This is a genomic window from Streptomyces mirabilis, assembly GCF_039503195.1.
Lineage (GTDB): Bacteria > Actinomycetota > Actinomycetes > Streptomycetales > Streptomycetaceae > Streptomyces > Streptomyces mirabilis_D.
In genome coordinates, this window is sequence record NZ_JBCJKP010000001.1 from 2,066,055 (window position 1) to 2,086,586 (window position 20,532).

At 70.3% G+C, this 20,532-nt stretch carries 23 protein-coding genes and 1 pseudogene; 8 read left to right on the top strand and 16 right to left on the bottom strand.

Features of this window, described 5'->3' with window-relative positions; genetic code table 11:
• The first annotated feature begins 62 nt into the window (after positions 1-62).
• The gene (locus AAFF41_RS10025; RefSeq protein WP_319751399.1) at positions 63-938 is read left to right on the top strand and encodes an undecaprenyl-diphosphate phosphatase; all 876 of its coding nucleotides are present in this window, start codon (positions 63-65) and stop codon (positions 936-938) included.
• A gap of 14 nt (positions 939-952) precedes the next feature.
• Here AAFF41_RS10025 and AAFF41_RS10030 read toward each other — a convergent pair whose 3' ends face one another.
• Complete coding sequence (locus AAFF41_RS10030; RefSeq protein WP_319751400.1) at positions 953-1,528, bottom strand: carboxymuconolactone decarboxylase family protein; 576 nt, start codon at positions 1,526-1,528, stop codon at positions 953-955.
• A 74-nt stretch (positions 1,529-1,602) separates the two neighbouring features.
• Here AAFF41_RS10030 and AAFF41_RS51540 point away from each other — a divergent pair, with 74 nt between their 5' ends.
• The 3 genes from AAFF41_RS51540 (at position 1,603) to AAFF41_RS10045 (ending at position 3,012) form a co-directional block, all read left to right on the top strand.
• Positions 1,603-2,160, top strand: coding sequence for a winged helix-turn-helix transcriptional regulator (locus AAFF41_RS51540; RefSeq protein ID WP_425526118.1), 558 nt, complete (start codon positions 1,603-1,605; stop codon positions 2,158-2,160).
• 67 nt (positions 2,161-2,227) lie between these two features.
• A complete protein-coding gene (locus AAFF41_RS10040) occupies positions 2,228-2,764 on the top strand; it encodes a DUF1877 domain-containing protein (protein WP_319751401.1) in 537 nt (178 codons plus the stop codon).
• A gap of 68 nt (positions 2,765-2,832) precedes the next feature.
• Positions 2,833-3,012 (top strand): hypothetical protein, encoded by a 180-nt coding sequence (locus AAFF41_RS10045; RefSeq protein WP_075032584.1) that lies wholly within the window; start codon positions 2,833-2,835, stop codon positions 3,010-3,012.
• A 60-nt stretch (positions 3,013-3,072) separates the two neighbouring features.
• Here AAFF41_RS10045 and AAFF41_RS10050 read toward each other — a convergent pair whose 3' ends face one another.
• The 4 genes from AAFF41_RS10050 to AAFF41_RS10065 all read right to left on the bottom strand — a co-directional run bounded on the left by AAFF41_RS10050 (position 3,073) and on the right by AAFF41_RS10065 (position 6,488).
• The gene (locus AAFF41_RS10050) at positions 3,073-3,813 is read right to left on the bottom strand and encodes an SDR family NAD(P)-dependent oxidoreductase (RefSeq protein ID WP_054229070.1); all 741 of its coding nucleotides are present in this window, start codon (positions 3,811-3,813) and stop codon (positions 3,073-3,075) included.
• A 108-nt stretch (positions 3,814-3,921) separates the two neighbouring features.
• On the bottom strand, positions 3,922-4,785 hold the full coding sequence (locus tag AAFF41_RS10055; protein WP_343323861.1) for a hypothetical protein: 864 nt from the start codon (positions 4,783-4,785) through the stop codon (positions 3,922-3,924).
• The gene (locus AAFF41_RS10060; protein ID WP_319751403.1) at positions 4,782-5,483 is read right to left on the bottom strand and encodes a maltokinase N-terminal cap-like domain-containing protein; all 702 of its coding nucleotides are present in this window, start codon (positions 5,481-5,483) and stop codon (positions 4,782-4,784) included. Before AAFF41_RS10060 ends, AAFF41_RS10055 begins: the two co-directional genes overlap by 4 nt.
• 3 nt (positions 5,484-5,486) lie before the next feature.
• Positions 5,487-6,488, bottom strand: a complete 1,002-nt coding sequence (locus AAFF41_RS10065) for an LLM class flavin-dependent oxidoreductase (RefSeq protein ID WP_319751404.1) — start codon at positions 6,486-6,488, stop codon at positions 5,487-5,489.
• A 116-nt stretch (positions 6,489-6,604) separates the two neighbouring features.
• Between AAFF41_RS10065 and AAFF41_RS10070 the strand changes: the two genes are divergently transcribed.
• Together AAFF41_RS10070 and lnt are read left to right on the top strand one after the other, a co-directional pair.
• Entirely contained in the window at positions 6,605-7,090 is a 486-nt protein-coding gene (locus AAFF41_RS10070) for a nuclear transport factor 2 family protein (RefSeq protein WP_319751405.1), read from the top strand.
• Between the two features lie 124 nt (positions 7,091-7,214).
• Positions 7,215-8,825, top strand: a complete 1,611-nt coding sequence (lnt, locus tag AAFF41_RS10075; RefSeq protein WP_343323862.1) for an apolipoprotein N-acyltransferase — start codon at positions 7,215-7,217, stop codon at positions 8,823-8,825.
• Here lnt and AAFF41_RS10080 read toward each other — a convergent pair.
• On the bottom strand, positions 8,743-9,654 hold the full coding sequence (locus AAFF41_RS10080) for a Gfo/Idh/MocA family protein (protein ID WP_343323863.1): 912 nt from the start codon (positions 9,652-9,654) through the stop codon (positions 8,743-8,745). The genes lnt and AAFF41_RS10080 overlap by 83 nt on opposite strands.
• 134 nt (positions 9,655-9,788) lie before the next feature.
• Between AAFF41_RS10080 and AAFF41_RS10085 the strand changes: the two genes are divergently transcribed.
• Together AAFF41_RS10085 and AAFF41_RS10090 are read left to right on the top strand one after the other, a co-directional pair.
• Positions 9,789-10,301, top strand: a complete 513-nt coding sequence (locus tag AAFF41_RS10085; protein WP_319751408.1) for a DinB family protein — start codon at positions 9,789-9,791, stop codon at positions 10,299-10,301.
• 131 nt (positions 10,302-10,432) lie between these two features.
• Positions 10,433-10,915: a hypothetical protein gene (locus AAFF41_RS10090; RefSeq protein WP_343323864.1), complete on the top strand. Its 483-nt coding sequence runs from the start codon at positions 10,433-10,435 to the stop codon at positions 10,913-10,915.
• 22 nt (positions 10,916-10,937) lie between these two features.
• Here AAFF41_RS10090 and AAFF41_RS10095 read toward each other — a convergent pair whose 3' ends face one another.
• From AAFF41_RS10095 to glyA, 10 genes and pseudogenes are all read right to left on the bottom strand, one after another.
• Positions 10,938-11,537: a tetratricopeptide repeat protein gene (locus AAFF41_RS10095; RefSeq protein WP_319751410.1), complete on the bottom strand. Its 600-nt coding sequence runs from the start codon at positions 11,535-11,537 to the stop codon at positions 10,938-10,940.
• Between the two features lie 147 nt (positions 11,538-11,684).
• Complete coding sequence (locus AAFF41_RS10100; RefSeq protein ID WP_054229079.1) at positions 11,685-12,368, bottom strand: uracil-DNA glycosylase; 684 nt, start codon at positions 12,366-12,368, stop codon at positions 11,685-11,687.
• A gap of 113 nt (positions 12,369-12,481) precedes the next feature.
• Positions 12,482-14,062, bottom strand: a complete 1,581-nt coding sequence (locus AAFF41_RS10105; protein ID WP_319751411.1) for an ABC transporter substrate-binding protein — start codon at positions 14,060-14,062, stop codon at positions 12,482-12,484.
• Between the two features lie 209 nt (positions 14,063-14,271).
• Complete coding sequence (locus tag AAFF41_RS10110) at positions 14,272-15,033, bottom strand: SDR family oxidoreductase (RefSeq protein WP_060900866.1); 762 nt, start codon at positions 15,031-15,033, stop codon at positions 14,272-14,274.
• Positions 15,034-15,049: 16 nt separating this feature from the next.
• A complete protein-coding gene (gene fabG / locus AAFF41_RS10115) occupies positions 15,050-15,811 on the bottom strand; it encodes a 3-oxoacyl-ACP reductase FabG (protein ID WP_054229082.1) in 762 nt (253 codons plus the stop codon).
• A 189-nt stretch (positions 15,812-16,000) separates the two neighbouring features.
• Entirely contained in the window at positions 16,001-16,384 is a 384-nt protein-coding gene (locus AAFF41_RS10120) for a DUF3037 domain-containing protein (RefSeq protein WP_060900867.1), read from the bottom strand.
• Positions 16,381-17,145: a HipA family kinase gene (locus AAFF41_RS10125; protein WP_054229084.1), complete on the bottom strand. Its 765-nt coding sequence runs from the start codon at positions 17,143-17,145 to the stop codon at positions 16,381-16,383. The genes AAFF41_RS10120 and AAFF41_RS10125 overlap by 4 nt, the downstream gene beginning before the upstream one ends.
• A gap of 75 nt (positions 17,146-17,220) precedes the next feature.
• Positions 17,221-17,418: an integrase gene (locus tag AAFF41_RS10130; RefSeq protein ID WP_319751459.1), complete on the bottom strand. Its 198-nt coding sequence runs from the start codon at positions 17,416-17,418 to the stop codon at positions 17,221-17,223.
• 1,130 nt (positions 17,419-18,548) lie between these two features.
• Positions 18,549-19,151, bottom strand: a pseudogene (locus AAFF41_RS10135) (serine dehydratase beta chain); the annotation flags it as partial.
• Between the two features lie 69 nt (positions 19,152-19,220).
• Complete coding sequence (glyA, locus tag AAFF41_RS10140; protein ID WP_343323865.1) at positions 19,221-20,480, bottom strand: serine hydroxymethyltransferase; 1,260 nt, start codon at positions 20,478-20,480, stop codon at positions 19,221-19,223.
• Positions 20,481-20,532 lie beyond the last annotated feature (52 nt).

The window sequence follows — 20,532 nt, forward strand, 5'->3', positions numbered from 1 at the left end:
GCCCACAGCGGCCCGGCGTGCCCGTCGTCCCTTTCCGATCAGTGCTTGGACCACCTCACTTCATGTCTTGGTTTGAATCCCTCATCCTCGGACTCGTCCAGGGGCTGACCGAATTCCTTCCCGTCTCCTCCAGTGCGCATCTGCGCCTGACGGCGGCGTTCTCCGGCTGGGAGGACCCCGGAGCGGCCTTCACCGCGATCACCCAGCTCGGCACGGAGACGGCGGTACTGATCTACTTCCGCAAGGATGTCGGCCGGATCCTCGCCGCGTGGTTCCGCTCGCTCACGAACCAGGAGATGCGCCGGAACCACGACGCCCAGATGGGCTGGCTGGTCATCGTCGGCTCCATACCCATCGGCGTGCTCGGCCTGACACTCAAGGACCAGATCGAGGGCCCGTTCCGCGATCTGCGGATCACCGCGACGATGCTCATCGTCATGGGCGTGGTCATCGGCATCGCCGACCGGCTCGCGGCGCGTGACGAGACCGGCGGGAAGCACCGGGCACCCAAGCAGCGCAAGGCCCTCGAGGACCTGAACGTCAAGGACGGCCTGCTGTACGGCCTCTGCCAGGCGATGGCCCTGATCCCCGGCGTCTCCCGGTCCGGCGCGACCATCAGCGGCGGCCTCTTCATGGGCTACACCCGCGCCGCGGCGGCCCGCTACTCCTTCCTCCTCGCCATGCCGGCCGTGCTCGCCTCGGGCGCCTTCGAGGTCAAGGACGCCACCGCGAACGGCCATGTGGCGTGGGGGCCGACCATCTTCGCGACGGTGATCGCCTTCGCGGTCGGTTACGCGGTAATTGCGTGGTTTATGCGATTCATCTCGCACAAGAGCTTCATGCCGTTCGTCTGGTACCGGATCGCGCTCGGCATCGTCATCATCGCGCTGGTCTCGGCCGGCGGCCTGAGCCCGCACGCGGCCGAGTCCGCGGGCTGACGGCTCACCACCCCTCAGGCGCCCGAGCGGTCCGTCCCCGGCAGGGCGAGCGCCCAGGGTTCCGGTTCGATCCGCGCACCGTTGGCGACGTACGCGATCGTGCGGTACCAGCCCGCGAGGACCAGCAGTTCGAGGACTTCGGGCTCGTCGAGATGCTCCCGCAGTCCGCTCCAGGCGGCGTCGCCCACCCGGGCCGTGTCGTGCAGTTCGTCGACGGCACGGAGCAGCGCCGCCTGCCGCCCGGACCAGGCCGGATGGTCGGGTCCGCCGGTCGCCGTGAGCGTCACCTGCCGCGGGGTGAGTCCGGCCGCCTCGGCGTACGTCGCCATGTGGACACCCCACTCGTACGCGCACCCGGCGCGGGCGGCGACGCGGGCGATGACGAGTTCTCGGTCGGCGTCGCTCAGTCGGCCGTGGACGAGGAGGCCCGCGCCCAGTGCCCGCATGCGTGAGGCCAGCTCCGGGTGGCGCTCCAGCACCTTGAACAGCATCAGGGGATCGCGGGCGACACCGGGCGGCATCCACCGGTGCAACGCGCGGTCGGTCTCGGGCTCGTAGGGCGGCGTGACGCCGTCGATGCGCTGCCTCATGGCTCGTAGCCTTGCGCTTCTGAAATCGAAGCACAAGAGTGGGAGACGAGCGACTCCCAGCGAGAGGTACGTACTTGGGCACGACACCCGCGCCGAACGATTCGACGTCCGGCGTTCCGCGACGGGGCGATCCGGGCCCCGGCGGCCCTTTCGAGGGCACGGGCACCTCGGCTCCCGGCGGCTCCGTTCAGGGCGCGGGCATCCCGGCACCCGGCAGCAGTGGTCACGCACCGGAAGCCCTTGGTCCCGGCTTCCCCACGTCTGGCACCACCGCCCCCGGCACCCCCGTCCCCGCCATTCCCACACCCGGCCGCCCCGTGCGCGGCTCGGCCGGCGGTCGCCCCGTCATGGCGGCGCTGGATCTGCTCGGCCGACGCTGGACACTGCGGGTCATCTGGGAACTCCACGTCGACGGCGCCCCGATCGGCTTCCGGGACCTCCAGCGCCGCTGCGACGACATGTCGTCCAGCGTCCTGTCCACGCGCCTCACGGAACTGCGCGAGGCAGGCATCGCCGCGTCGACTTCGACGGCGGCGCAGCCGGCGTGGCATCTCACCTCCCTCGGCGACGACCTGGTCACCGCGATGGGGCCGCTGCTGGACTGGTCCCGCGCCTGGGCCGAGCGGCGCTGAGCCGGCCCCGTCCACCTCGGCGCAAGTCCGGCGGCAGCGCACCTCCGACCTGCCCATGCTCCAGCACATGGCCCTGATCCAGGAGTTCGCCCGAGCCACTCCGGAGTACTTGGCACGGTGTCGCGGGTCGGCCGTCGACTCCCCCGGCGCCGCCCCTCATCGGGACCCTCCGCCCGACGACGTCCTGGACACCGACTGGGCGTTGTGGGGCCTGCTCCGGTACCGCCGCGGGACGGCACGCTGGGCACCCCTCCACACCGCTCTCGACCGGGCGCTGTCCGGCGACGACATCGGCTTCCTGGACCACGACGAGGTGTACGACGGTTGCACCGCCCCGCCCCGTCTGCCGGCTCCGGCCGCGGTCGACGAGATCACCCGTGCCCTGCTCGCAGCGGACATCGACCAGGTCCTCGCGGGCCTGCCGGACGCCCCCGCGGCAGCGGCCTCGGCCGTCGGATTCCAGGGATTCCGGGGTGACTGCGCGTCTACCTGGTCGAGCACTTCCTCACGCTGTGTGCCTTCTTCTCGGGCGCTCAACTCCGGGGCCGGTGCGTCATCGTATGGATCGACCGAGCCCGTTCGCGTCGCTCCGCGTCGGCCGTGACGAACCGCATACGGGATGAGTAGCCGCCCGGTAGCGCAGTGTCAGTCCTTGCCCCTAGGCTGGTGCGCATGTCCCCCGACTTAATGTCCTCTGGTTCCGTGCGGTCCGCTGCGGCGCTGAACGAGCAGATCCGCGCCTTGTGGATGCGCGCGGGCGGCTCCCTCTCCGCCCAGGAGCGCGCGGAGTACGAGCTGCTGGTCGTGAAGTGGGCGGAAGCGATACGCGGAGAGGTCGTCGAGGCCGCGTGAGATCGAGCATGGGGACCCGGACGAAGTCCAAGGGCCGGTGACCGGCACCCCCGTCGGGGCTCACCGTCCCCCGGACACCCGCAACACCGCCCCCGTCGTGTACGACGCATCGGGCGACATCAACCACGCGATGGCCGCGGCGACTTCCTCGGCCTGACCGACGCGACGCAGCGGAATCGACGAGGCGGCGCGCTCGGCGCGGCCCGGATCTCCGCTGGTGGCGTGCATCTCCGTGGCGATCATGCCGGGTGCGACCGCGTTGACGCGGATGCCGTCCGGGCCGAGTTCCTTGGCGAGGCCCACCGTCAGGGCGTCGACGGCGGCCTTGGTGGCCGCGTAGTGGACGAAGTCACCGGGGCTGCCGAGTGTGGCCGCCGCCGAGGACACATTGACGATGACGCCGCTCCCCCAGGCCGCCATGGACCGGGCGGCCCGCCGCGAACACAGCAGCGTGCCCAGCAGGTTGACGTCCACCACACGCCGTAGATCGGCGGGGTCGGTGTCCGCGAGCCTGCCCAGCGGACCGGTCACACCGGCGTTGTTCACCAATCCCGTCACCGGCCCGAGCCGGTCCGCCGCCGTGTCGAAGAGCCGCTCGACGTCGTCCTCGTCGGAGGTGTCCACGCGTACCGTGACGCAGCGGGCCCCGGCCGCGCGGACGGCGCTCGCGGTCCACTCCGCGGCGGCGCCGTCGCGCACGTACCCCACCGCCACGTCGTGTCCGTCCGCCGCGAGACGCGCGCACGTCGCGGCACCGATCCCCCGGCTGCCGCCCGTGACGACGGTGACATGGCGTGTCATACGTGCCTCCTGGTGGCGAACGGGCAACCCGGGTCCGTATCGAGCCCGTACTCGTCTTCGATCACTCTACGATCGAGGACGCACCGCCGTGCAAGGGGTGAGGATGCGTCAACCCGCCCTCATGGATACGTCCTGGGCGACGGGGTCCGCGGCGACGTACGGCACACGGAACACACGGCCTCGGGGCCCCCACAGCCCGGGGACGCCCTGCCACAGCACGGCCCCGTTCGCGCGCTCCCAGCCCGCGGTCGCCCGGGACCGCGCCCCCTGGGTCAGGGCAAGCGTGACCAGCATGATCGGCGGCAGCACCTGATGGGACGCCAGGCCGATGAACAGGAACCAGCAGGCCATGACGCCCCCGAATCCCGCCGTGCGCCGCAGCAACAGCCGCCGCACCGCGTCCTGCCCGTCGCGTGGTGCGGCGACGCTCTCGATCGGCGAGGCATCGTCGTAGGTGCGGCGCAGGCGGGCGGGGAGACGAAGACCCATCGGCGGCAGCAGCACGGACACGAAAGCGATCGCTGTCGATCCCATCATCAGCGTCTCGCGGTCGTGAGCCGTGCCGACCAGGGCACACAGCACCGCTTCGGACAGCACCGCGCCCCCGGCCATCATCAGCGCGGAGATCCGCTCCAGATACACCACGCGTATCAGCCCGTCGCGCGCGTCACCAGCCATCGTCGTACCCCTCTCACAGCCCGGACGCCCCCACGGGCAGGCAAACCCCGTCGCCTCACCGGCAGCACCGACGGTGAGGACGCAGGACAGGACGATGCCGGCGTACGCGTCGTCGTCCCAGGAGCCGGACGGGCTGATGGTCAGCGCCATCCAGCAGAAGTACGCGGCGACGAGGGTGAGCAGGGTCAGGGATACGGCGAGCGCCAGGCGTAGGCAGCCGCGGTATTCGTCCGGGTGAGACGAGTGGGACGCGTGAGCGAGGGGACTACGGTCGGCGTCGGGCAGTCCGGTCAACGCGCCGTGTCGCGCAGGACGACGAACAGGCCGCGGCTCTCGTCGCCGTTCTTCGCCCGCCAGTCGGCGACGACATGTCCTCGGGCCGACCGGGCCGCATGGGACCGGGCAGCCTGCGAGTCGGACCGGAGGACGCGCATGACGTCGATGGTCACGGCGCCCGCCGACCGACCGTGCGGCCCGGCTTCCTCCTTGGTTTCCACCATGATGGCGGTGCCGTGCTGCCGGTCGTCGACGGCTGCCGACGCGATCACGGTGGAGAAGCCGGCTCCAGTGAAGTGGCTGGTGACGGACGGGGCGGGAGTGTCGGTCTCGCTCTGCGCCTGCGGTTCGGCGCGGCCCTGGAGGAGATCGAGCAGTTGAGCGACGAGGACCGGGTCATGGGTCCCGTCGTACACCCACCGCCGTCCCAACACCCCGTGCTCGGACGTGCCGATGAGCGCCCGATCGGCTCCGTCGAGCGGCGCCCCACGGTAGCTGAGCGGCACGTGGTAGGAGCGCGGTCGCTCGCCGGAGTTGTCCGTGACCACCATGAACTCGATTCCCACCTCCCCTTGAGGATCATCGAGCCGGAACCCACCGGCCTTGGTCAGGTGCGGCTCACTCGCCGCGCCGATGTACCACGGCTGCCCGGGAAGCCAGGCGGCGAGGAGTTCCAGCTTGCTGGGCGTCATCGTGGTCTTGTAGATCACAGCCATGCTTCATGAACGTCGCCCGTCGGCACGAGGTTCCTCCATGACGTGCCGCTTGACGAGTTCGTACGACCTCAGTCGGTCGGCCAAGGCGTAGACGGGCGTCACCAGCATGAGTTCGTCGGCACCCGTCAGGTCCGCCAGGTCCGTCAGGTGCTTCGCGACGGTCTCGGGTGAGCCGTGTGCCTGATGGACACGGAAGCTCGTCAGCACGCGCGCTTCTTCCGCGGTGAACGAGTGGGCCGCCGCCTCTTCGGGCGTGGGGAAGGGAAGGTCGCCTCGCCCCTTGAGGAGTCCGGCCTTGACGACGCCCATCGGGCCGGCCAGCCGGGCCGCCTCCTCATCGGTCTCGGCGCATACCGTTTCCACGCAGATCAGCACGCGCGGGCGAGCGCACCAGCGGGAGGGGGAGAAACGCTCGCGGTAGTGGCCGAGCGCGGCCAGGGTGTTGTCGGGACGAATGTGATGGGCGAAGGCGATCGGCAGCCCGAGTTCCGCGGCGAGCGCGGCGCCCGCCGTGCTCGATGAGAGCAGCCACGGCTCCGGGAGCGGGCTGAGCGCGACTTCGTCCACCAGGAAACGCAGAGTCGAGGACACGTCGTCGCGGTACTCGTCGTCCGTTGTCGGACCGGCCCCGCGGCGCAGGGCCCGCGCCGTGGAATCGTCGAAGGTACCCGGGCCGCGGCCGATGCCCAGGTCGATCCGGCCCGCGTGCAGTGCGGACAGCGTGCCGAATTGCTCCGCCAGCATGATCGGGGCGTGGTGCGGAGCGAGAACGCCCCCGGAGCCGAGACGGATGGACGACGTCAACGCGGCCGCGTGGGCGGTCAGGACGACGGGCGGGAACGCTCCGATGGCCGGGGAATGGTGATGCTCGGCGTACCAGAGTCGCAGGTAACCGAGGTCTTCCAGGCGCCGGGCGAACTCGGTGGTGTCTCGTAACGTGTCTGCGGCTCCGGCGCCCGCTTGGACCATGGCCACTTCGAGCGCGCTGAGCGGTACGGTGATCATCCGATCAGTATAGAAATCGCCCATCCGCACCAACTCCCTTTGCTTACGAGGCGGAGTTATACACCTGTTGGCGCACGCCCCTTGGCTGCGCACCCGCCGTGGCCAACACTGAGCCGATGACGCAGCGTGTAGAGCTCGCGACCGTGATGGACCGATTCGCCGTGGACGGACTCGTGACCGAGTACGCGGTGGCCGTCGACGACGGCGACTGGGAGGCGTACCGGAGGCTGTTCGCACCGGACGGACGCGCCGACTACCGCTCGGCCGGCGGGATCGAGGGCGGCGCCGACGAGGTCGCGGGATGGCTCGCGCGGAGCATGGAGCTCTTCCCCATGCGCCAGCATCTGATCGTGAACCGGCGGCTGCGGTTCGGGGCGCTGGACCAGGAAACGGGCGACACGGCCCGGGTCCAGGCGGACTACATCAATCCGATGCGGTTCGCGGGCCACGACGGTGGGTCCACCGCGCCCGACTTCGTGTGCGGCGGCCGGTACGCCTTCGAACTGGTGCGTACGGACCTGGGCTGGCGCCTGCGCGAGGTCGTCGTCCAGGAGAAATGGCGCCGCGCGCCCCAGCCGGGCCGGGAACCCGCCGCCACCTGACCGGACGCGCCGACCGCAAGCCGCCCGAGTACACCCTGACCGGAAAGCCCTGACGGGAGGCCCTCTGTCGGAGATCGTCGCCGACGCGCACACTGGAGGCATCCCCCGGGGAGGGAGACCCTGTATGAAGAGGCCCGAGCGTTGGCCCGAGCGTTGGCTGGGCAGTGGGCCCGATCTGTGGCTCGCCTCCCCGTGGCGGCGCGCGATCGTCGCCGTAGTGGCCGGCGCACTGCCGATGCTCGCCTTCCCCGCCCCTTCTTGGTGGTGGTTCGCCTACGTCGCCCTGGTGCCCTGGATCCTGCTGGCCCGCTCGGCCCCGACGGGCAGGCGGGCCGCCTACGACGGCTGGTTCGGCGGGCTGGGTTTCATGCTGGCCGTGCACCACTGGCTGCTGCCGAGTCTGAATGTCTTCACGGTCGTCATAGCGGCACTGCTCGGCGCGCTGTGGGCGCCCTGGGGCTGGCTCGTCCGGCGGTTCCTCGGCGGGGTGCCCTCGGCGGGGCGGGTCGGGGCCGCGCTCCTCGTCCTGCCGTCGGGGTGGCTGATCGTCGAACTCGTCCGGTCCTGGCAGGGCCTCGGCGGGCCCTGGGGACTGCTCGGGTCGAGCCAGTGGCAGGTCGGACCCGCGCTGCGACTCGCATCGGTCGGCGGGGTGTGGCTGCTCAGCTTCCTGGTGGTCGCCGTCAATGTGGCGCTCGCCGTACTGGTCGCGGTGCGTGAGTCCCGTGTGCCCGCCGTCGCCGGACTGGTCGCGACGGCCGCCGTGACCTCGGCGACCTGGGTGTGGTCGCCGCGCCCGGACGTGACGGGCCAGGTACGGATCGCCGTCGTACAGCCCGGGGTGATCGGCGGCGCGGACAGTGCGGAGGCGCGTTTCTCACGCGAGGAGGCCCTCACCCGCACCCTCGCCGGGCAGGATCCCGACCTCGTCGTCTGGGGTGAGAGCAGCGTCGGCTTCGACCTCGCGCACCGCCCCGACCTGGCGAACCGGCTCGCCGCGCTGTCCCGGCTGACCGGCGCCGACATCATGGTGAACGTCGACGCGCACCGCTCCGACCGGCCCGGGATCTACAAGAGTTCGGTCCTGGTGGGACCGCAGGGCCCGACGGGCGACCGCTACGACAAGATGCGGCTCGTCCCCTTCGGCGAGTACATACCCGCGCGTTCCCTCCTCGGCTGGGCGACCTCGGTCGGGAAAGCGGCGGGCGAGGACCGCAGGAAGGGCACCGAGCAGGTCGTGATGAACGTCGGGCACGGACTGCGCGTCGGCCCGCTGATCTGCTTCGAGACCGCCTTCCCCGACATGAGCCGCCATCTCGCCCAGGACGGCGCCGGGGTGCTCCTCGCACAGTCCTCGACCTCGACCTTCCAGCACAGCTGGGCCCCCGAGCAGCACGCCTCGCTCGCCGCGCTGAGGGCCGCCGAGACCGGCCGCCCGATGGTGCACGCGACGCTGACCGGCGTCTCCGCCGTCTACGGCCCGAGCGGCGAGCGGATCGGCTCCTGGCTCGGCACGGACGCGAGCGCGGCGGTGGTGTACGACGTACCGCTCGCGCACGGCGTCACCCCGTACGTCCGGTTCGGCGACTGGCCGGTGCACGCGGCGCTGCTGATCCTGGCGGGGCTGTGCGCGACGGAGGGCTTCCGGGCGTTCAGGACCCGGCGGACCGCTCCTGAACCGCTCGTACCACCCGCTCGCACAGTTCATGAGTCGCCAGCGCGTCACGGGCGCTGAGTACCTTGCCGACGCGCACCGCGTCGAGGAAGGCGAGCACACTCTGCTCGATGCCGCGCTGCCGGGCCACCGGCACCCAGTCCCCGCGCCGCCGCACCGAAGGCTGCCCCTTGTGGTCGATCACCTCCGCGAGGTTGACCACCTGGCGTTTGGTGTCCTGCCCCGAGACCTCGAGGATCTCCTCCGCCGAGCCGCTCAGCCGGTTCATCACACCCAGCGCCGTGAAGCCGTCCCCGGCGAGTTGCAGCACGACATGGTGCACCAGGCCGCCCTCGACCCGGGCCCGCACGCTCACGTCGTCGATCGGCCCCGGCGCCAGGAACCGCAGCGTGTCCACGACATGGATGAAGTCGTCGAGGACCATCGTGCGCACGTCCTCGGGCAGCCCTATGCGGTTCTTCTGCATCAGGATCAGGTCGCGGGGGTGATCGGCGCACTGCGTGTACCCGGGCGCGTGACGCCGGTTGAAGCCGACGGCGAGGCTGACGTTCCGCTCCTCCGCGAGCCGCACCAGACGCTCGGAGTCGGCGAGTTCGTACGCGAGCGGCTTGTCGACGAAGGTCGGCACGCCCGCTTCCAGCAGCCGCGTCACGATCTCGGGGTGCGCGACGGTCGCCGCGTGCACGAACGCCGCGTCGAGGTTCTGCGCCAGCAGATCCGACAGGTCGGTGTGCCGCTGCTCCGGCGGCAGGCGGAGGCTGTCGCCGACCCGGGCCAGCGTCGCGGGCGTCCGCGTCTGCAGATGCAGCTCGACCCCCGGCTGGACACCGAGCACCGGCAGGTACGCCTTCCGCGCGATGTCGCCGAGTCCGATGCAGCCGACCTTCACGAGGGTCTCCTTCCGTTACGACGCGGGCCTCGCCGGAAGCATACGGCCGCAGTGGAGGGCGGGCAGCGGCCCGGCGACAGTCGGGGGCAGGAAAAGCCCTGGTGAACGACCGTGCGCTCGACGAAAATACGGGCATGACGAAGCAGCGCACCGAACCCGCGACCAACGCCGACGAACGGTCCATGCTGGAGGGCTGGCTCGACTACCACCGCGAGACCCTGGAGATGAAGTGCGCGGGCCTCGACGACGCCCAGCTCAGGACCGCCTCGGTCGAGCCCTCCGAGTTGTCCCTGCTGGGTCTGGTGCGGCACATGGCGGAGGTGGAGCGTGGCTGGTTCCGCAAGGTTCTGGTGGGCGACGATCCGGGGCCGATCTACTGCAGCGAGGAGGACCGGGACGGAGAGTTCCATCTCACCGACGCGGACACCTGGGACGAGGCGTACGCCACCTGGCAGGCCGAGATCGGGATCGCCCGGCGCAACGCGGCTCGTTTCGCGCTGGACGACGCCTGCGAGGGCAGGAGCAAGTTCACCGATGGCCCCATCAACCTGCGGTGGATCTACACCCACATGATCGAGGAGTACGCGCGTCACAACGGTCACGCGGATCTCATCCGGGAACGGATCGACGGCGCCACGGGTGAGTGAGACAGGGGCACTCGGCGTCGGGTCACCTTGCGGACACCGGCGCCCTCCGCAGGGACGGAAGGATCACCCGTGTGGGGCAACCTCCGCTTGTCAGCTCCCCAAAGCGGGCCGGACGCAGCAGAGTTGAGCGGGTGCATCGAACGACGACCGCCGCAACGCTCCTGGTCACCATGGCCACCGCCACGCTCTCCGGCTGTGTGACCGTCCAGCGACCGCCCGCTCCCACCCTGCCGACGGGGCCGTCCCGGACGTCGCCGCCGCGTCCCGACGGCAAGGCCGGGCCGCAGATCGTGCAGGCGCCGGCGCGCGAGGCGCTGGAACTCATCGGGCCGTCCCGGAAGCCGTCACCGAGCGCTCCGGCGCCGCACCGTACGCCCGCCCCGGCGCCCGCCGCCCCGCAGGCCCCTCCGCGCCACCCGGGCGCCGCGCATCACCCACGCCCGCAGCCTCACCCCCACCCACAGCCCCACCGGCCCGCACCCCGCACCGACGTCCCACCCGTCGCCCCCGAGCTGCCGAACAACACGGACGTGTGTGCCCTCGGCCGGAAGTACGGAGGCTGGAAGGCGGACAGTCCGGAGGCGGTCATCTGCAAGCGGTCTTACGGGCATTGACCACGGCCGGTGTCCGCAGGATCTAGGGGCGCTGTCTCGGCGGCCCGAGGGTCTCCCCTCCGGACCCGCCGAAGGGACCGGGCCGCTCGACAGTGCCGGGCCCCTCGACGGAGCCGGGATCCTCCCCCGGCCCTCCGTGCGACGGGCCCGTCCCGTCGAGTCTCAGCTCCAGACGGCCGATCGCCGCGCGTACGCCGTCCCCGTAACGGTCGTTCCCGAGGGCTCCCGCCGCGCCCCGGGCATGGCGCAGATGGCTGCGGGCGGCTTCGGAGCGGCCGAGTTTCACATAGTCGGCCGCGAGGTTCAGGTGCAGCGACGGGTAGAACGCGCGCACCGCGACCGACCGGTGACGCTCGGCGACGTCGCCGTCGGTGAGTTCCTCGGCCGCCGACAACGCCCGCAGGTCCCAGGCCAGTTCGTCCGCGGGGTCGTCCTGCGTGTCCGCCAGGTAGTGCGCCAGGGTGCAGCGGTGCAGGGGGTCGCCGTCCTCGCCGATCTCCCCCCACAGATCCAGGAAACGCCCCCGAGCCTCCTCACGGTCACCACCGTGGTGCAGCATGACGACCTGGCCGATCCGGGTCATCATGGCGTCCGGCGCCGCCTGCTCCTGTTGCTCCGCCACCGCGTCCTCCAGGCTCGTCGCTGTCCCTTCCGACGCTAACCGGACACACTGACAATGAGGCTCAGGCGCCCCCGGACACCACTGAGCCGCCCCGGTGACGGCCGGACCGGACGCCCGCACCCGGCCCGGGCCGCTTCCGGTCCCGGATCAGCCGAGGTTCGGAATCCGCCAGTCGATCGGCTCGTGGCCCTGCCCGGCGACCGCCTCGTTGATCTGCGTGAAGGGGCGGGAGCCGAAGAACTTCTTCGCGGAGAGGGGCGACGGGTGCGCGCCCTTCACCACGATGTGCCGCTTCTCGTCGATGAGCGGGAGCTTCTTCTGCGCGTAGTTCCCCCACAGGACGAAGACCGCCGGGTCGGGCCGGTCGGCCACGGCACGGATCACCGCGTCCGTGAACTTCTCCCAGCCCTTGCCCTTGTGCGAGTTGGCCTCACCGGAGCGCACGGTCAGCACCGCGTTCAGCAGCAGGACGCCCTGCTCGGCCCACGGCATCAGATAGCCGTTGTCCGGGATCGGGGTGCCCAGCTCCTCCTTCATCTCCTTGTAGATGTTGCGCAGCGAGGGCGGGGTCTTCACCCCCGGGCGGACCGAGAAGCACAGGCCGTGGCCCTGGCCCTCGCCGTGGTACGGGTCCTGGCCGAGGATCAGTACCTTCACCCGCTCGTACGGAGTCGCCTCCAGCGCCGCGAAGACCTCCTCGCGCGGAGGGTAGACGGGACCGTTGGCGCGCTCCTCCTCGACGAACTCGGTGAGTTCCTTGAAGTAGGGCTGCTGCAGTTCGTCACCCAGGACGCCGCGCCAGGACTCGGGCAGCATGGCGGTGTCGGTCACGTCAAGTTCCTCCGATGTGCGGTCACTTCCAGGTCTCAGAACCTACAGGCGACCACTGACAATCGGCCCCGCACCCCGTAGGACGACACCACTCGCCGGGTCCTGCCCGTGACCTACCAGCTGGTCTTGCGGTGCAGCTCCCACATCATCATGATCGTCGAGGGGTCCAGCGCCTGCTCCCCGCCCGAGATCTCCTCACTCGCCGCCACGAACTGCTTGCCCTGCCACAGCGGCAGCAGCCGTGCGTCGTCGACGAGGATCTGCTGGGCCGCCTCGAACTCCTTGACCACCGCTCCACGGTCGCTCTCGCGGCGCGAGGCGGGCAGCAGAGTGTCGGTGATCCGGGGAGCCGGATAGGGCGTGCCGAGCGCGTTCTGCCGGCCCACGAAGGGCGCGATGAAGTTCTCGGCGTCCGGGAAGTCGGGGAACCAGCCGCGCCCGAACACCGGGTACTCGCCCTTGCGGTAGCCCTCCTCGTAGGTCTTCCAGGGGCGTCCGTTGAGCGACACGCGGAACAGACCGGAGTCCTCGAGCTGCCTCTTGATCTCCTGGAACTCCGGGGCGGTCTCGGAGCCGTAGCGGTCCGTGGTGTACCAGAGGGTGAGCGGGACGCGCTCGGAGATGCCCGCCTGCGAGAGGATCTGCCGGGCCTTGGACGGACTGGGGTCCCCGTAGTCGTCGAAAAAGCCCGTGGTGTGACCGGTCAGGCCCGCGGGGACCATGGAGTACAGCGGGTCGACCGTGTCCTTGTAGATCTTGTGCGCGATCGCCGCACGGTCGACGACCTGGGCGACCGCCTTGCGCACCGCGAGCTTCTTGGCCCACGGATCCTTCGGGTTGAACACGAGGTAGCTGATCTCCATGCCCGCGCCCTCGACGAGCTGCAGTCCGCTGTCAGCCCCCTTGCTCCGGAGCGAGACGATGTCCTTGGAGGCCAGACCACGGAACGTGACGTCGATCTTCTTGTCCTTGAGGGCGTCGACCATCTGCCCCGAGTCCTGGAAGTAGCGGATCGTGACCGCGTCGTTCTTGAGCTCGGCGAAGCCCTTGTAGTGGTCGTTCCTGACGAGTTCGGCCTGCTTGCCGTCCTCGTAGGAGCGCAGGCTGTACGGCCCGGACCCGAAGACCTTGCCGTCCTTGCGCAGCGCGTGCGCGGGGTAGTCGTCGGGGTCGACGATCGACATGGCCGGGGTGGCGAGGACGAACGGGAAGGTCGCGTCCGATTTGTTCAGGTGGAAGACGAGTTCGCGCGCGTTCAGTACCTGGATCCGGTCGAGGCTGCCGAGGAGGCCTGCGGGGCCGCCGGGCAGGTTGATCTTCTTGATCCGGTCGATGGAGTACTTGACGGCCCGGGCGTCCAAGGGGTCGCCGTCGGAGAACTTCATGTCGGCGCGCAGCTCGCAGCGGTACACGAGGTTCGAGGTGTCCGCGAACCCACAGCTCTGGGCGGCGTCGGGCTCGGGCGTGGTGGCCCCGGAGGGGTAGCTCAGCAGCGTCTGGTAGATGTTGCGGAACAGTTCCCAGGAGCCGTCCCAGGAGGCGGCCGGATCCAGCGTGCTCGGGGCGCTGGTGGTGCCCACGACGATCGGTCCCTTGTCGCCGGACGACGCCGAGGACAGGACGCCGCACCCGGCCACCAGGGTGATGGACGTGACCGCCGCCAGATGCCGCAGACATGGGTTCCGGTTGAACACGCGCACGCTCCTCGATCTGCCGTACCAAGGGTCGGCAGACCATACCGCAGCGCCACACCGGTGGATCCGTGTTCCCGGCAGGGCACTTGATCAGCGCGTTTGTGACTACGTTGTCATTTGGCTGTCCGTCTTCATACGTCGACGCGAGCGCCGATTTCGTCCATCAGCGCCCGCGTCGATGCTCCGTTCGTCCCGTCTCGGGACTCCGGTCAGCCCACTCCTGCGTTCAGGAAGATGCCGCCGTCGACGACGAGCGTCTGACCGGTGATCCAGTCCGACTGCGACGAGGTGAGGAAGGCGGCGGCGCCTCCGATGTCGGAGGGCACACCGAGCCGGCCGAGCGGGTAGGACGCGGCGGCCTCCGCCTCCCGGCCTTCGTACAGGGCCTGCGCGAACTTGGTCTTGACGACGGCAGGCGCGATCGCGTTGACCCGCACCTTGGGCGCGAACTCGTGCGCCAGCTGCACGGTCAGGTTGATCATGGCGGCCTTGCTCATGCCGTACGCACCGATGAAGGGCGACGGGGAGATGCCGGCGACGGACGCGATGTTGACGATCGCGCCGCCGTTCTCGCTCTGCCAGGCCTTCCAGGTCAGCTGGGCGAAGCCGAGCGCCGAGATGACGTTGGTCTCGAAGACCTTGCGTGCCACGTCCAGGTCCAGGTCGGCCATCGGGCCGAACACGGGGTTCGTACCGGCGTTGTTGACCAGGTAGTCGACGCGGCCGAAGGCCTCCATGGTGCGCTCGACGACCGTGGCCTGGTGGGCCAGGTCGTGAGCCTTGCCGGCGACGCCGATGACACGGTCGGCACCGAGTGCCTCGACGGCCTCCTTCAGGGCGTCCTCGTTGCGGCCCGTGATGCACACGCGGTCACCGCGCGCGACGAGGGCCTCCGCGATGCCGTAACCGATGCCGCGGCTCGCGCCCGTGATGAGCGCGACCTTGCCGGAGAGTTCGGGGAGTGTGGTCATGTCGTGCCCTCCGGCGTCAGTTGAGGGGTCCGCCGGCCACGTACAGGACCTGGCCGGAGACGAATCCGGCGGCCTCGCCGGTGAAGAAGGCGATCGCGTTGGCGATGTCGTCGGGGTTGCCGACGCGCTGCACGGGGATCTGGGTGGCGGCCGCGGCCTGGAAGTCCTCGAAGCCCATGCCGACGCGCTCGGCGGTGGCCGCCGTCATGTCGGTGGCGATGAAGCCGGGCGCGACGGCGTTGGCGGTGACGCCGAACTTGCCGAGCTCGATGGCGAGGGTCTTGGTGAGGCCCTGGAGACCGGCCTTGGCGGCGGAGTAGTTGGCCTGGCCGCGGTTGCCGAGCGCCGAGGACGACGACAGGTTGACGATCCGGCCGAACTTGGCGTCCACCATGTACTTCTGGCAGGCCTTGGCCATCAGGAAGGCGCCGCGCAGGTGCACGTTCATGACCGTGTCCCAGTCGGACGCGGCCATCTTGAACAGCAGGTTGTCGCGGAGCACGCCCGCGTTGTTCACCAGGACGGTCGGCGCACCGAGCTCCTCGGCGATCCGCGCGACCGCGGCCTCGACCTGGGCCTCGTCGGAGACGTCGCAGCCGACCGCGAGGGCCTTGCCACCGGCGGCGGTGATCTTCTCGACGGTGTCCTTGCACGCGGCCTCGTCGAGGTCGATCACCGCGACGGCGCGGCCTTCGGCGGCCAGTCGTACGGCGGTCGCGGCGCCGATGCCGCGCGCGGCACCGGTGACTACGGCGACGCGCTGCTCAGTGGTGGACATTGCTGGTTCTCCTCGCCCTTGAAAAGCCCTGTGGCTTGAAATGCCCTGCGGTGGAATGTCCTGCGGTGGAATGTCTTGCGGCTCACACGGTACGCCCGTCCGGTGAGCGACCGCTTAGTACCTTCGGTAGACGTGACGCTAGAAGCCCTGGCACCCGGTGTCAACGGCACACCGCGTGGGTGTGATCCATTACCTGACCAGCAACTGGAGCAACCGCTCCGTCTCCGCCTCCGGATCGGCGGTGAGTCCGGTGTGCACGGGCCCCGGCTGCACGACCGTCGAACGGGGCGCGATCAGCCAGCGAAAACGCCGCCCGGCATCGTCACCAGCGGCCTGACCTGCCGCTTTCCCGCCCGCGCAGACCCCCTCGACTGCCCGTAGCGCGGCCCGTACGCCGGTCACGTCGGCCTCCGGGTCCAGGGCGAGCAGCTTGGTCTCGTCCAGATGGGTGCGCACTCCGACGAAGGACTTGGCGCGGCAGTACACCAGTACGCCCGCGTTGAAGCACTCGCCGCGCTCCACCCGCGGCACCACACGCAGCAGCGCGTACTCGAAGACGTCCCGCTCGCTCACTTGTCCCCCTCGAAGCCCTTGATGCGCCCCTCGATCACGCCGGCGCGTGCCAGCAGCGGCTGCGCGTAGGCACGCCGCAGTGCGTCCGGCGAGTCGAAGCCGGGTTCGTCGGCCAGCCACGCGTCGGGGATCTCCGAGGTCACCTCGGCCAGCAGGTCCTCGGTCACCAGCGGCGCCAGCTGGGCCGCGGCGGAGGCGATGTCCGGGCCGAAGGGCGCGAGCGCGTGGTCGGAGGCGTCGTAGGGCTTGGCCGCGGAGGTCGCCGCGCCCGGCCAGTGGTGATGCCAGATCATGGTGGCGCCGTGGTCGATGAGCCACAGGTCGCCGTGCCACATCAGCAGATTGGGGTTGCGCCAGGAACGGTCGACGTTGTTGACCAGCGCGTCGAACCAGACGATCCGCCCGGCCTCCTCGGGGCTCACCTCGAAGGCGAGGGAGTCGAAGCCGATCGCGCCGGGGAGGAAGTCCATCCCGAGGTTCGGTCCGCCGCTCGACTTGAGCAGCTCCTGCACTTCCTGGTCCGGCTCCCCGAGCCCCAGGACCGGGTCGAGGCCGAGTGTCACCAAGCCGGGCACGCGCAGGCCGAGCCGACGGGCGAGTTCACCGCAGACGACCTCCGCGACGAGCGTCTTGCGCCCCTGCCCCGCGCCGGTGAACTTCATGACGTACGTCCCGAGATCGTCGGCCTCGACGAGCCCCGGCAGCGAGCCGCCCTCACGCAGCGGCGTGATGTAGCGGGTCACGGTGACCTCTTTCAGCATTTCCCCAGGCCACCCATCTATGCAACCTTGCGATCCACGGCAACTTTGGAGGGGCGTAGCAACGGGAATCGCCCGTCAACGGGCCTGGGGAGAATCTGGGGAGTTTCGACCGGCATGCCGATCTCCCCGCTCCCCAAGCAGTCCGTCGATGGCGGTGCGCCTCTTGCTTCCGGCCTCCGGCATGAAGTGAGCATAGTAACCGAGGGTGATCGCGGGCGAGGAGTGCCCGAACCACCGCGCCAAGGACACGACGGGCTCTCCGGCCTCCAGCATGATCGAGGCATAGGTGTGCCGCAGCACGTGGAAGCCGTCCTTCGGGGCCGCCGCCCCCTGCCAGGGATTCGCTCCTCGGCGCGCGGCGGGATGAGGGCGGCCTCGGCCGGCGCGGGCTTCCAGGTGTAGGTGTTCCCCGTGTTCACCGCGACGGCGTTGCCGAGGCGTGTGGTGAACAGCGGGGAGAACTTCCTCCCCGCACCTCCGGCTTCCCCACGGAAGCTCCACCTCCAGCGGTGGGAAGAACGCTTCGACGTGGCGCTTCAGCTCCTCGGCCACCGAGGAGGGCGTGTCGACGGTACGGGTCTTCTTCCCCTTCGGCAGGGCGAAGTACAACCTTCCACGGGTTGCGTGGATTTGGTGGCGGACGTGGAGAACGCCTCGCGCGGAGTCGATGTCCTCCGGGCTCAGCCCTGGCACCTCGCCGTGACGGAGCCCGATGCGCGCGGATCCGCCGCCGTGATGTTCCCGAGGGGGAGTTGACCCGGGTGCGCAACGATGTGAAGGCGCGCTCTCCGCTCCTGGTTGTCCTGGGTCTTCGGAACCCGGGTCTTCGGAACTCCGCCCCTGCCCGGTGTCCAGTGCATCGCGATGCAGTCGGCAAGTGTGATGGATCGCCGACCACCGCCTTCTACTGGTGGAAGGGGAAGGTCGAGACGGCGCAGGAGTGAGGAGCGACGGGTCTGCCGTACGACGGCTTCGCGTCCTGGGCTTGCCCGCCTACCGCGCGAGGGGGCTCAGGATGCGAACTGCCGCAGGTGAACGGCGAGTTCCTGTGCGCTGTCGGGGAGCGAGGCTGCGACAGTCGCTGCGCGCTCCTTGCCCATCGTGTTGGGCTTGGTCTGTGCCGCCGCCGCGAACTGGGGTGACACGTAGACGCCTTGGTCGACGTCACCTCCACGCAGTAGGGCCGAAGCGAGATCTCCGAGGACCACAACGCTTCCGTCCGGCAGGCGCGCACGTGGCCGTCCGCGGTGAGCCGGGTGCGGTCGCAGGTGCCGCAGAAGGGACGCGTGACAGAGGCGAGGGCGGGCATCGGGACGGTTGCACCGGTCGGTGAGCGGTACCCGCAGGTCGGTGGCGACGCGGGGGAACGTGTCGACGAGCACAGCTGCGGCCCCCTTTCCCTCCATCAACGCGGAGATCGACAGGCCGGTCTCCCGGGAGAGTCGCAGCAGCTCGTCGCCCGTGCGGAACGGGTGGGCGAGCACGGTGTCGTCGAGCTTGATCCGGTCCGCCCCGACGGCGTCCTCGTCGACCACGAAGCCGCCGCCGAGCGAGTGGTACGTCTTCTCGAGCAGCGGCACACCGTCGGCGTCGTACGCGAAGAGGATCATGCCGTTCGCGTGGTACGGCAGCGAGCGCCGCCGGTGCAGGACCAGCTGGTTCGCGACATCGAAGTCGATCTCATGGGCCGGGCCGATTTCGGCACCGAGCAGGCGGATGCGCCCGGTGCCGCGGATTCGCTCGACGTCCCGGTCGGCCTGGGCGACGTCGACCGTGTGCGGCTCGTTGCCCTCCAGACCCAGCAGCACGGCCTTGGGGGTGCCATGGCCGTGGCCGGTGGCGCCGAGGGAGCCGAACAGCTCCGCCCGTACGGCGGTGGTCTGGGCGAGCAGGCCGTCCTTCTTCAGCAGGGCGCCGAACCTCGCAGCGGCGCGCATGGGGCCGACGGTGTGGGAGCTGGACGGGCCGATGCCGATCGAGAACAGGTCGAAGACGCTGATTGCCACGCCGTACTCCGGGGGTGGGAGGAACGTGCCGAAAGGTCACGGGCACGCCCCCCTGCGGAAGGTTGTCGGTTACAGGCCGGGGTAGAGCGGGTGCTTGTCCGCCAGGGCCTTGACCCGGGTCTTGAGGGCCTCCGCATCGCACGACGGCTTGAGCGCCTCGGCGATGACGTCGGCGACCTCGGTGAAGTCCTGGGCGGTGAAGCCGCGGGTGGCGAGGGCGGGGGTGCCGATGCGCAGGCCGGAGGTGACCATCGGCGGGCGGGGGTCGTTGGGGACGGCGTTGCGGTTGACCGTGATGCCGACCTCGTGGAGGCGGTCCTCGGCCTGCTGCCCGTCCAGCTCGGAGGCGCGCAGGTCGACCAGGATCAGGTGCACGTCCGTGCCGCCGGACAGCACGTCGACCCCGGCCTCACGGGCGTCGGCGGCCGTCAGACGCTCGGCGAGGATCCGCGCGCCCTCGACCGTACGGCGCTGCCGCTCCCTGAACTCCTCCGAGGCCGCCACCTTGAAGGACACCGCCTTCGCCGCGATCACGTGCTCCAGGGGACCGCCCTGGAAGCCCGGGAAGACCGAGGAGTTCAGCTTCTTCGCGAACGCCTGCTTCGCCAGGATGATGCCGCCGCGCGGGCCGCCGAGCGTCTTGTGCGTCGTGGACGTGACGACGTCCGCGTACTCCACCGGGTTCGGGTGGAGCCCGGCCGCGACCAGGCCCGCGAAGTGCGCCATGTCGACCCACAGGTACGCCCCGACCTCGTCGGCGATCCGGCGGAACGCGGCGAAGTCCAGCTGACGCGGGTACGCCGACCAGCCCGCGATGATCACCTTCGGCCGGTGCTCCTTGGCCAGCTGCTCCAGCTCGTCCATGTCGATCAGACCGGTCTCGGTGTCCACGTGGTAGGCGACCACGTGGAACTGCTTGCCCGAGAAGTTGATCTTCATGCCGTGGGTGAGGTGGCCGCCGTGGGCCAGGTCCAGGCCGAGGATGGTGTCGCCGGGCTGGGCCAGCGCGAAGAGCGCGGCCTGGTTCGCGGAGGCACCCGAGTGCGGCTGGACGTTGGCGTACTCGGCGCCGAACAGCTCCTTGACCCGGTCGATCGCGATCCGCTCGGCCACGTCGACGTGCTCGCAGCCGCCGTAGTAGCGGCGGCCCGGGTAGCCCTCGGCGTACTTGTTGGTCAGGACCGAGCCCTGGGCCTCCATGACCGCGACCGGAGCGAAGTTCTCCGAGGCGATCATCTCCAGGGTGGACTGCTGACGGTGCAGCTCGGCGTCGACCGCGGCGGCGACGGCCGGGTCCAGCTCGCGCAGGGGCTGGTTGAAGAGGGTCATCGACGGTCTCCTTGGGTGTGAGCGCAGTGGGCGGCACAGGCATCGGCCGACA

What these genes read in the sequence shown, in the direction of transcription:
- AAFF41_RS10025 (WP_319751399.1), top strand. Translation starts at nt 63, where the DNA reads ATGTCTTGGTTTGAATCCCTCATCCTCGGACTCGTCCAGGGGCTGACC.
- AAFF41_RS10030 (WP_319751400.1), bottom strand. Translation starts at nt 1,528, where the DNA reads ATGAGGCAGCGCATCGACGGCGTCACGCCGCCCTACGAGCCCGAGACC.
- AAFF41_RS10040 (WP_319751401.1), top strand. Translation starts at nt 2,228, where the DNA reads ATGGCCCTGATCCAGGAGTTCGCCCGAGCCACTCCGGAGTACTTGGCA.
- AAFF41_RS10045 (WP_075032584.1), top strand. Translation starts at nt 2,833, where the DNA reads ATGTCCCCCGACTTAATGTCCTCTGGTTCCGTGCGGTCCGCTGCGGCG.
- AAFF41_RS10050 (WP_054229070.1), bottom strand. Translation starts at nt 3,813, where the DNA reads ATGACACGCCATGTCACCGTCGTCACGGGCGGCAGCCGGGGGATCGGT.
- AAFF41_RS10060 (WP_319751403.1), bottom strand. Translation starts at nt 5,483, where the DNA reads ATGGCTGTGATCTACAAGACCACGATGACGCCCAGCAAGCTGGAACTC.
- AAFF41_RS10065 (WP_319751404.1), bottom strand. Translation starts at nt 6,488, where the DNA reads ATGATCACCGTACCGCTCAGCGCGCTCGAAGTGGCCATGGTCCAAGCG.
- AAFF41_RS10070 (WP_319751405.1), top strand. Translation starts at nt 6,605, where the DNA reads ATGACGCAGCGTGTAGAGCTCGCGACCGTGATGGACCGATTCGCCGTG.
- lnt (WP_343323862.1), top strand. Translation starts at nt 7,215, where the DNA reads ATGAAGAGGCCCGAGCGTTGGCCCGAGCGTTGGCTGGGCAGTGGGCCC.
- AAFF41_RS10085 (WP_319751408.1), top strand. Translation starts at nt 9,789, where the DNA reads ATGACGAAGCAGCGCACCGAACCCGCGACCAACGCCGACGAACGGTCC.
- AAFF41_RS10110 (WP_060900866.1), bottom strand. Translation starts at nt 15,033, where the DNA reads ATGACCACACTCCCCGAACTCTCCGGCAAGGTCGCGCTCATCACGGGC.
- fabG (WP_054229082.1), bottom strand. Translation starts at nt 15,811, where the DNA reads ATGTCCACCACTGAGCAGCGCGTCGCCGTAGTCACCGGTGCCGCGCGC.
- AAFF41_RS10125 (WP_054229084.1), bottom strand. Translation starts at nt 17,145, where the DNA reads ATGCTGAAAGAGGTCACCGTGACCCGCTACATCACGCCGCTGCGTGAG.
- AAFF41_RS10130 (WP_319751459.1), bottom strand. Translation starts at nt 17,418, where the DNA reads ATGCTGGAGGCCGGAGAGCCCGTCGTGTCCTTGGCGCGGTGGTTCGGG.
- glyA (WP_343323865.1), bottom strand. Translation starts at nt 20,480, where the DNA reads ATGACCCTCTTCAACCAGCCCCTGCGCGAGCTGGACCCGGCCGTCGCC.